The organism is Collimonas sp. GW821-FHT02H07 (assembly GCF_059421505.1).
This window is the reverse complement of the sequence record NZ_JBWKVC010000008.1, coordinates 253,010-260,730: the sequence shown is the minus strand read 5'-3', so window position 1 is coordinate 260,730 and position 7,721 is coordinate 253,010. Positions and strand designations below refer to the sequence as shown.

Annotated in this window: 9 protein-coding genes; 4 read left to right on the top strand and 5 right to left on the bottom strand. The window is 57.1% G+C overall.

Annotation, left to right across the window (positions count from 1 at the left end):
• Positions 1-279: hypothetical protein (locus AC07V8_RS14915; protein WP_494678893.1), on the top strand; the 279-nt coding region annotated here is incomplete at its 5' end.
• 59 nt (positions 280-338) lie between these two features.
• Here the strand turns inward: AC07V8_RS14915 and AC07V8_RS14910 are convergent.
• Together AC07V8_RS14910 and tcdA are read right to left on the bottom strand one after the other, a co-directional pair.
• Positions 339-1,043, bottom strand: a complete 705-nt coding sequence (locus AC07V8_RS14910; RefSeq protein ID WP_494678892.1) for an MgtC/SapB family protein — start codon at positions 1,041-1,043, stop codon at positions 339-341.
• Between the two features lie 313 nt (positions 1,044-1,356).
• Positions 1,357-2,214 (bottom strand): tRNA cyclic N6-threonylcarbamoyladenosine(37) synthase TcdA, encoded by an 858-nt coding sequence (tcdA, locus tag AC07V8_RS14905; protein ID WP_494678891.1) that lies wholly within the window; start codon positions 2,212-2,214, stop codon positions 1,357-1,359.
• A 229-nt stretch (positions 2,215-2,443) separates the two neighbouring features.
• Here tcdA and AC07V8_RS14900 point away from each other — a divergent pair, with 229 nt between their 5' ends.
• From AC07V8_RS14900 to AC07V8_RS14890, 3 genes are all read left to right on the top strand, one after another.
• Positions 2,444-2,992: a hemerythrin domain-containing protein gene (locus AC07V8_RS14900; RefSeq protein ID WP_494678890.1), complete on the top strand. Its 549-nt coding sequence runs from the start codon at positions 2,444-2,446 to the stop codon at positions 2,990-2,992.
• Positions 2,989-3,651 (top strand): pyridoxamine 5'-phosphate oxidase, encoded by a 663-nt coding sequence (pdxH, locus tag AC07V8_RS14895; protein WP_494678889.1) that lies wholly within the window; start codon positions 2,989-2,991, stop codon positions 3,649-3,651. The genes AC07V8_RS14900 and pdxH overlap by 4 nt, the downstream gene beginning before the upstream one ends.
• Positions 3,652-3,712: 61 nt before the next feature.
• Positions 3,713-4,924 (top strand): class I SAM-dependent methyltransferase, encoded by a 1,212-nt coding sequence (locus tag AC07V8_RS14890; RefSeq protein ID WP_494678903.1) that lies wholly within the window; start codon positions 3,713-3,715, stop codon positions 4,922-4,924.
• Between the two features lie 65 nt (positions 4,925-4,989).
• Here AC07V8_RS14890 and msrA read toward each other — a convergent pair whose 3' ends face one another.
• The 3 genes from msrA to AC07V8_RS14875 form a co-directional block, all read right to left on the bottom strand.
• Positions 4,990-5,520 (bottom strand): peptide-methionine (S)-S-oxide reductase MsrA, encoded by a 531-nt coding sequence (gene msrA, locus AC07V8_RS14885; RefSeq protein WP_494678888.1) that lies wholly within the window; start codon positions 5,518-5,520, stop codon positions 4,990-4,992.
• A gap of 164 nt (positions 5,521-5,684) precedes the next feature.
• On the bottom strand, positions 5,685-6,401 hold the full coding sequence (locus tag AC07V8_RS14880; protein WP_494678887.1) for an OmpW/AlkL family protein: 717 nt from the start codon (positions 6,399-6,401) through the stop codon (positions 5,685-5,687).
• Positions 6,402-6,665: 264 nt separating this feature from the next.
• Complete coding sequence (locus AC07V8_RS14875) at positions 6,666-7,718, bottom strand: L-threonylcarbamoyladenylate synthase (RefSeq protein ID WP_494678886.1); 1,053 nt, start codon at positions 7,716-7,718, stop codon at positions 6,666-6,668.
• Positions 7,719-7,721: the final 3 nt, after the last annotated feature.

The window sequence follows — 7,721 nt, the reverse complement described above, 5'->3', positions numbered from 1 at the left end:
CAAATCGTTTTGTTTGTCAGCAGCAGAGAGATGAGATTATGTAGCGTTTCAAGTTTTTCGTCAACTACTTTTTTACTTCCCACCGAAAAACTTTTTACTTCCAACACAACCTGCAACCCGCTTTTTTTCCCTCAAACTTCGCGCCCAATTCAGCCTCAATTCCTTGCTGCTGCTTCGCTTCTCTCGCGTCGTTCTCAACGGGAGGCGAACTATAGCAACACCACATCTTCACCGCAAGTACTTTTAGCCAAATTCTTTAAAATATTTCGATTTATTTGATTTAGCCGCATTACGGGGCATTCCTCGCTACTAAATACGCTCTTTATATTAGTAGCAGCTTATACATCCACCGAATTCAATACCGCCCAGCGCGCGGCGCTGACGCCCTTCTCCAGGCTGATCCGGCTGACTATCTGCTCAAGCTGCAAATGATTGCTGGCGGAAGTAATCAGGTCCGCCCGTACTTCCAACTGCGTGCCCGAGGCCAGATCTTCGCTATGCAGCGACTGCACTACCAGATGCGGCATACCGTTCAGCATATGCAGCATCAAGGTGCGTACCTGCACCTCATCTTCCGGCCGACATACTATAGAGAGGCGATACACCTGCTCGGTTTCCGTCGCGCTATGCAGATCCTGGCGGTTGATCATATGAGAGACGCCGCGCAGCAGCACGTTCGCGCCCAGGATGGCGGCGGCGCCGATGGCAGCTTCCAGCGCGTGCCCAAGTCCGCACAGCACGCCGACCGCGGCCGAACACCACAAGGTAGCAGCTGTATTCAAACCCCGTACATTGATCCCTTCGCGCATGATGACGCCGGCGCCAAGGAAACCGATGCCGGATACGACATAAGAGGCAATCCGTGTCGCTCCCTGCGGATCCGATTCGAACGCGGAAACCATCACGAACAGCGCGGCGCCGATCGACACCAGTGCATTCGTGCGCAAGCCCGCCATGCGCTGACGCATCTGCCGCTCGGCGCCGATCAGTGAGCCCAGGGTCAGGGCGAGCAATACGCGCAGGGTAAATATTTTCCAATCCATCTTCGCTACCTTTCTGCATGCGTCGCCATGCGCACGGCATAGCGGCATTTCATTGGCGCCCGGCGCCGCTTCAGGAATTGAAGAACAGCCGGCCGGGCAAATCAAACAAACGGACGGAGATAAATGGTGGCGATGCAGAATCGCATCTCATTGACACTACAGCGCTCCAATTCACTGGCTGTAGCGATGAATGCTTGCTAGCAGGTGAAATGCAAGGGGCTGAGCGCCCATCCGAGAGTACTGGTACAACTGTCCAAAATCGGATCTCCTGCAAACATGGTCCACAGGATTCTATTTAGACCGCTTGGGCAAGTCAAGCCGCGGGCACAGCATCGGCTGCCAGCTTGCGCAAGATGTGGCCGGCGGCAACCAGGCCGAAAGTAGCCGTCACCACCACAGCCGAGCCGTAGCCGGCGCAGTTCAGGCCGGTTACGCCCGCAACTGTGCCGGTATCGGCGTCGACCGCACATGCCTGCTCAACCAGCGGTGCGCTCAAAGGCTCGGTGGAAAAGACAGCGTCGATACCGAAACGAACCTTGTCGCCGCGCGGGAAGCGGTATTCCGATCGTAAGCGCTTGCGCACCTTGGCCAGCAGCGGTTCCTGCTCGGTTTTCGCCAGATCGCGCACTTCGATGCAGGTGGCGTCGACCTGGCCGCCGGCGCTGCCGATGGTGATCAGCCGGATGCCCTTGTCGCGGCAGTAGGCGATCAGTGCCGCCTTGGCGCGCACATTGTCGATGGCGTCGATCACGTAGTCATAGCGTCCTTCGCCTATCATTTCCGGCAGATTGTCGGCGCTAATGAAATCTTCCACCTCGGTGACATGGCAGTACGGGTTGATCTGGGCGACGCGCGCCGCCAGCGCGCTCACCTTGGCCTGGCCGAGCGTATCTGTCAGAGCATGAATCTGGCGGTTGATATTGGATTCGGCCAGATTATCGAGGTCGATCATGGTCAGATTGCCGATGGCGCTGCGCGCCAGGGCCTCGATCGCCCAGGAGCCAACCCCGCCGACACCGACCACGCACACGTGCGCCTGCAGGAAACGAGCCAGCGCGGCGGCGCCATACAAACGGCCGATGCCGCCGAAACGGCGGTCGAAATCAATCTCGTCGAGATCGACCGCGGTGGGAACAGAGGCGCCGGAAGCGCTGGCTACAGATGAGGACATGATGGGCAACTGAAAGTGAAACGACGGGCATCGACAAGATAAGCCAGGATAAACTTGATGCAGATCAAACTGGATATCGCTATTGCAGCTATTTTACCGGCTCTGCATGACGGATCACTTTTGAAGTGCTTTAATATAAGAAGATAAATAAATCGTCAGCCGTCGACAAATTATCAAATAAGCATTCATCCCTGGATGAGCGCTCCTATCCAATCACGAGATACTCACCATGCCCAACGCACTGATAGCCACCGCGCCAGATTTCAGCCAGCCGATTGCGGTGCTCAAGCATTGCCACGACCGCATACGCAAGCAGCTGGAAACGCTGCAAAACCTGCTCGATCACCTGCCGCAGCACGGCAATGGCGCCCAGGCCCAGCAAGCCGCGCACAGCGTCATGCGCTATTTCAATCAGGCCGCTCCGCATCATCACGCGGATGAAGAAGTCGACCTGCTGCCGATGCTGAGCGTTACCGCCATTGGAGAGGACGCCGCCGTGCTGCAAAAGCTGATGCCGGAAATCATGGCCGAGCACCAGCAGATGGATGGCCTGTGGCACGCGCTCAACCTGCAACTGGCGTCTATCGCCGATGGCGCAACAACCGCCCCGGCAAGCCTGCTGTCGCCACAAGACGTCCAGCAATTTTCCGCCATTTATTCCGCCCACATGGAAAAAGAAGAAACCTGGATCGCACCGATGGCGAAGCGGCTTTTCAGCGCACAGCAGATGCAGCAGCTAGGATCAGCCATGCAACAACGTCGAGGTATTCCAGCATGAATATGCAAAATCAACAGATAGACAAATCGATTGCGGACCTGCGCATCGACTATAGCCACGCCAACCTGTCGGAAGCCGACACCGCGGCCGACCCGATTGCCCAGTTCGGAAAATGGTTTGAAGAAGCCATGCGCGCCGAAGTACCGGAAGCCAATGCGATGAGCCTGGCGACCGTCGGCAGCAATGGCCGCCCCTCGTCGCGCATCGTGCTGATCAAGCAGTTCGATGAACACGGCTTCATATGGTTTACCAATTTTGAAAGCCGCAAGGGCCACGACCTGGAGGAACATCCCTATGGCGCCTTACTGTTCCACTGGGTTGAACTGGAACGCCAGGTGCGCATCGAAGGCCGCGTCGAAAAAATCAGCGACGACGAAAGCGATGCCTACTTCAACAGCCGCCCCTTGCGCAGCCGACTCGGCGCAATCGCCTCGGCGCAAAGCGAGACCATCGCCAGCCGCGAACTGCTGGAAGCAGAGTACGCCAAGGCCGAACAACAATTCGGCGACAATCCGCCACGCCCAAAACATTGGGGCGGCTACAGACTTTTTCCGGATACGGTAGAATTTTGGCAAGGACGCCGGTCACGTTTGCACGACCGGATTTTGTATACCTTGGACGCAGATGACAAGTGGCTGCGACAACGCCTGCAGCCTTAGTCACTGTTACTGGTCGACGCTGACCGCTTGGTACAAGTATTTAATGACCGGAGGAGAAATCGTGTTCTGGGAAAAGAAGCTTGAAAACTGGGTTAATGATATTCGTCACCGAGCTGCAATACCGCTACGGCTGGAATTATGGAATGGTCAGCGCTTCGACTTCGGCACCTATGCAGCGCCGGAAGTCACCGTGCGCGTGCCGCATGTGTCGGCGCTGAGTTACCTGCTGACGCCATCGCTCGCCAATCTCGGCGAGGCTTACGTCGAAGGAAAAATCGAAGTCGAAGGAAAAATCAGGGAAATCATCGCCGTCGGCAATGCGCTGGCGGCCAATTCGCTCAAGGCGGACGGCAAGTTCGCCCGCATCACCCGTACCTTCCGTCACAACAAGGAGAAGGACGCCGAGGCGATCCGTTATCACTACGACGTCTCCAATGATTTCTACAAGCTGTGGCTGGACCAGAACATGGTGTATTCCTGCGCCTATTTCGAACATGGCGATGAAGACCTGGATACCGCGCAGCTGAAGAAAATCGATCACATCCTGACCAAGATCCAGATCCAGCCGGGCCAGACCCTGCTCGATATCGGCTGCGGCTGGGGCGCGCTGGTGCTGCGGGCAGCGCAGAAATTCGGCGCCAGGTGCGTCGGCGTCACGCTCTCGGAAAACCAGTATGCGCTGGCGCAGGAACGGGTGGCCAAGGCCGGCCTCCAGGACCAGATAGAAATCCGCTTGCAAGACTACCGCGACGTCACCGGCAGTTTCGACCGCATCACCAGCGTCGGCATGTTCGAACATGTCGGCCTGGCGCATCTGCCCATGTATTTCTCGCGCATCCGCGAATTGCTGGCCGATGACGGCATCGCCATGAATCACGGCATCACCACCACCGATATCGACAATGGCGAGACGCCTTATGGCGGTGGTGAATTCATCGAAAAATATGTGTTCCCGCATGGTGAACTGCCGCATATCGGCATGGTGCTGAAAACCATGCAGCAAGGCGGACTGGAAGTATTCGATGTGGAAAACCTGCGGCGCCACTACGCCAAGACCTGCGGCATCTGGGCCGACAATCTGGAAGCGCATGCCGACGAGGTCAGGAAAGCAGCCGACGACCGCCGTTTCCGTATCTGGCGCATTTACCTGGCGGGGAGTTCCTACGGCTTCGAACGCGACTGGATGTCGCTGTACCAGGTGGTCTGCCGCAAAGCCGGGCGCAGCGCCGGCACACTACCCTGGTCGCGCGATTACATTTATCAAGGCAAGTGAGTGAGTGAGTGAGTTAGTTAGTTAAGCGAACCATCCGCTGCGCTCATCGCCGCAGCGGATAGTATTCAGCGAATCACTTTATCGATGAACACCTTGCGCAGCTTCGCCACTTTCGGCGCCACCACAAAAGCGCAATAACCTTGCAAGGGATGCTGGCGGAAGTAATTCTGGTGGTAGTCCTCGGCCTTGTAATAGGTTTCCGCCGCGCTCAGTTCAGTGATGATAGGCGCATCCCACACATTCGCCATTTCCGCGACAACCTGTTCCGCCTCCTTCTTCTGTTGCGGCGACTGGTAATAGATCGCCGAGCGGTATTGGGTACCGACGTCATTACCCTGGCGGTTCAAGGTAGTCGGATCGTGGATCGTGAAGAAAATTTCCAGCAGCTCGCGATAGCTGATCTGCTCGGTATCGAATGTCACCGCCACCACTTCGGCATGGCCGGTGGTGCCCTCGCACACCTGCTCATAACTGGGATTCGCAACATGGCCGCCGGTGTAGCCAGACTCGACCTGCTCCACTCCTTTGATTTCCTGATACACCGCCTCCAGGCACCAGAAGCACCCACCCCCTAATACCGCAACTTCCTTCGTCATGGCCGCTACTCCCCCGGTGCAAAATCGACACTTTCACTTTAACGCAATCTGCACCGTCTTGTCGACGGAGAAATACATTATCAGTCAAGCGCTGCAACAGACAAAAAAAGCCCCGCAAGACCATGGCTTGCGGGGCTCTTTAAGATTAAAACTTAACCAGCGATTTAGAACTTGTAGCCGACACTCAGCACCGAAACCAAAGGATTCAGAGTGATTTTAGTAGTGGCGTGCGTTGTCGTTCCATCGCTATGGCGAGTAGACAGATCAGCCTTGGTCTTCAGCGGGACATAAGACAGAGAGACGTTGGCGGACCAGTTCTTGTCGAAATTATAGGCCATACCAACGTTCGCGACTGGCGCAAAAGAACTGCTCAGATCGGCGCTGGTGGAAGCGCCAGGATCGCCACCGCCGAGAAGACCGGTCAAACTGTTGGACAGCTTGATGTTTGAATACCATACGTACGTCGCACCCGCGCCGACGTAAGGACGGAACTGGCTGTTAGCGTCGCCGAAGTAGTACTTGACCAACATAGCCGGGCTCCATTGCGTGGCCGTGCCAAGCTGACCCAAACCGTTGAGGGAGCCAGAACCGTCGAGCTTGAATTTCGGCGGGATACCCAAATCCGCCGTTACGGCGATATTGTCGGTAAAGAAGTGCGTGAAAGACAGAAGAAGGGTATCAGCGTTGGAAACATGCGCACCACTATTTGGAACCGTGAAGGTCCCGAGCTTTAATGGTTCGCTGGATTGATTCAGGCTGAGGTGAGCCCAACCTGCATTGACGAGGTTATCGCCAGCTTGTTGCGCCATTGCGGGTACGGCAAATGCTGCCAGCACGGACAGGGCTGCCAGCTTTGGCAATACGTTGAATTGTTTTTTCATATGTCTTCTCCAAGTTTCACTTCATTTTTAGTAGCGGACTTTGCCTGCATCGGATGCAGTACAAATCCATTTGCGGCACTTTGCAATTCTGGCTGGACCAGACAGCGCTCTGTTCTTCAACTTCAACCATCGGAGCAGAAGGGATTCGCGATTCAAAAATCCCGGCTCTGCTCCATTCCCGAAAAGAACGCGCGTGCTATTCTTTTTTTTACACTATGCCAGCTTTAGAATGATTTGACTATAGTTGTAGCTTTTTTACCGCAATTATTTTTTGAAACCCGTTTTAAAACCCGCCAGGACGGCAGAGGAATCATGGGCGGCGCGGCGCAAACGGTCATTAATTCCCTGCCAGGCCGGATCCGATGGCGGAGCTTCGACCACAATCAGATCAGCAGCCGCGTGATCCATGTTGCGCAACGCAGCATACAGATCGTGGGCATAGGGCTGCGGCGCCGCAGTCATGGCGCATTGCGCCGCCAGCGGCGAGCCGCCGGCAGCCACGGCGGCCGGCGAATAAGAGATCAGCGCCAGGCTTTGTCCTGCCTGGTGCAGTTGCAGCAGCGTTGCCGCCAGTTGCGACGGCGCCACCAGCAGCACCGGTGTGCGCGGCGCATAGTGTGACTCCAGCGTGCCGGAAGCGCGCGGCGCGGCAGCATCCGCGGCTTGCACCGCAACTCCCAGCACCGCGCCGATTTGCGCAGCGCTGATATGGCCGGGCCGCAGCAGCACCGGCCCGTGCGACGCCATGCGCGATAGATCGATGATGGTCGATTCGATCCCGACTTCGCTCTGACCGCCATCCAGGATGCAGGCGATGGGACTGTCGCCGTCGGTATCGAACTCGTCGCGCACGTGCTGCGCGGTAGTCGGACTGACATGGCCGAACTTGTTGGCCGAGGGGCCGGCAATACCGCCCTTGCCACCCTTGAATTCGCGCAGCAAGGCCTGCGCCACCGGATGCGAAGGACAGCGCAAGCCGACCGAACTCTGGCCGCCCGAAACCTGCGCCGGGATATGCGCCGCACGCTCCAGAATCAGCGTCAGCGGTCCCGGCCAGAACGCCGCGATCAGCGCGTGCGCCTGTGGCGGAATGGCGTCAACCCAATAACTGATGTCGGCTTCCGGAGCCACATGGACGATGACCGGGTGATTGGAAGGACGCCCTTTAGCGGCATAGATGCTGGCGACCGCCGCCGCATTCTCGGCATCCGCTCCCAGTCCGTACACCGTTTCGGTTGGAAACGCCACCAGCTGGCCCGCTTCCAGCTTGCGCGCCGCCAGCTTGATGGCTTGCATGTCGATAGTCGCGTCCGTCATGGC

Excerpts from the sequence above, each read along its gene's own strand:
- AC07V8_RS14910 (WP_494678892.1), bottom strand. The coding sequence starts at position 1,043 with ATGGATTGGAAAATATTTACCCTGCGCGTATTGCTCGCCCTGACCCTG.
- tcdA (WP_494678891.1), bottom strand. The coding sequence starts at position 2,214 with ATGTCCTCATCTGTAGCCAGCGCTTCCGGCGCCTCTGTTCCCACCGCG.
- AC07V8_RS14900 (WP_494678890.1), top strand. The coding sequence starts at position 2,444 with ATGCCCAACGCACTGATAGCCACCGCGCCAGATTTCAGCCAGCCGATT.
- pdxH (WP_494678889.1), top strand. The coding sequence starts at position 2,989 with ATGAATATGCAAAATCAACAGATAGACAAATCGATTGCGGACCTGCGC.
- msrA (WP_494678888.1), bottom strand. The coding sequence starts at position 5,520 with ATGACGAAGGAAGTTGCGGTATTAGGGGGTGGGTGCTTCTGGTGCCTG.
- AC07V8_RS14880 (WP_494678887.1), bottom strand. The coding sequence starts at position 6,401 with ATGAAAAAACAATTCAACGTATTGCCAAAGCTGGCAGCCCTGTCCGTG.
- AC07V8_RS14875 (WP_494678886.1), bottom strand. The coding sequence starts at position 7,718 with ATGACGGACGCGACTATCGACATGCAAGCCATCAAGCTGGCGGCGCGC.